Source organism: Candidatus Obscuribacterales bacterium, from assembly GCA_036703605.1.
Taxonomy (GTDB): domain Bacteria; phylum Cyanobacteriota; class Cyanobacteriia; order RECH01; family RECH01; genus RECH01.
In genome coordinates this window covers 1-1,050 of the sequence record DATNRH010000813.1, presented here as the reverse complement: position 1 = coordinate 1,050, position 1,050 = coordinate 1, and the positions used below count along the sequence as shown (strand labels likewise).

At 53.2% G+C, this 1,050-nt stretch carries 1 protein-coding gene; it reads left to right on the top strand.

Annotated features, from left to right (window positions below):
* Positions 1 to 488, top strand: a 488-nt coding sequence (locus V6D20_16885; GenBank protein HEY9817456.1) for a VOC family protein, incomplete at its 5' end; no start/stop codon positions are given.
* Positions 489 to 1,050 lie beyond the last annotated feature (562 nt).

Sequence of the window (1,050 nt, the reverse complement as noted above, 5' to 3'; positions counted from 1 at the left end):
TAGTGCGTTACACCGATGGCAGGACCGGTAGTGGGCGCGACCCTCTGGATGTTGAAGCGCTCTTTCGCGAGTTAGACGAAGGAGAACGCCTCGATCTATCGTTGCCTGAAGGCACACGGATCGGGCATATGCATTTGTATGTCTCGGACCTTGAAGCCTCGATGAATTTCTATCACGATGTGCTGGGTTTCCAAAAGGGGCCGGTAGTTCCAAGCTTTCGTATGGGGGAGGTCGGTTTGGATGATCAACAGCCCCATGTCATTGCGTTTAACACCTGGAAAGGAACTGGTATTCCACCTGCGCCAGCCAACGCACTGGGATTGCGATACTTTACCATTGTGCTGCACAATGCTGGCGAGTTGCAGCGCGTCGTTGATCATATTCAGGCAGCAGGCTTGCCAACCGAGCAAACATCTGAAGGGATCTATGTGCATGACCCTTCGCAGATTAGACTGGTCCTGACCGAGCGTATGCCCTCCATCAAATAACACCTCTATTATTCCAATTTGATCGCCAGCGCACGAATGATTCGGTTAGGTTCCCGTTATCTGCGTACACCGGTAAGGACTTGAGAACACTTCCCTTTTCTTCCCACCTCCAGGTGGGCATCTTAGGAGCGGCATGGATGGTTGGTGGGTCGCAGTCCATTGTTTCAAGCGGCTTGTGCAAGGTGGCGCTGCCGCTCAGGCTACGCAACGATGAAAATCATCTAGTTTCCCACGCAGAAGGCCACCTTGCATATGAACCTGTTTTTCTAGCCTTTACTGATCGTCTCTATGACATGTTTACCCTTGCCGACCAGGGGTTTCCCCAATCGATGGTGGGCATGACCCGCAGGTCTGACCGGCGCTTGGAGATCCAAAATCAGCGGGTGTCTGGCGGAAGCCGGCCATCATAGACATACACCTGTCCATCTGCCCGGCCGCTGCTGACTTGAATCTGTCGATGAGCTCTTTTTCTTTCTCCAGCGTGTTAATCCCAAACGGGATGTATAAGGGGCAGAATCCCGTGAGGCCGGTTAACAGTCCAATGGCGCCGAGGCTAGCGACC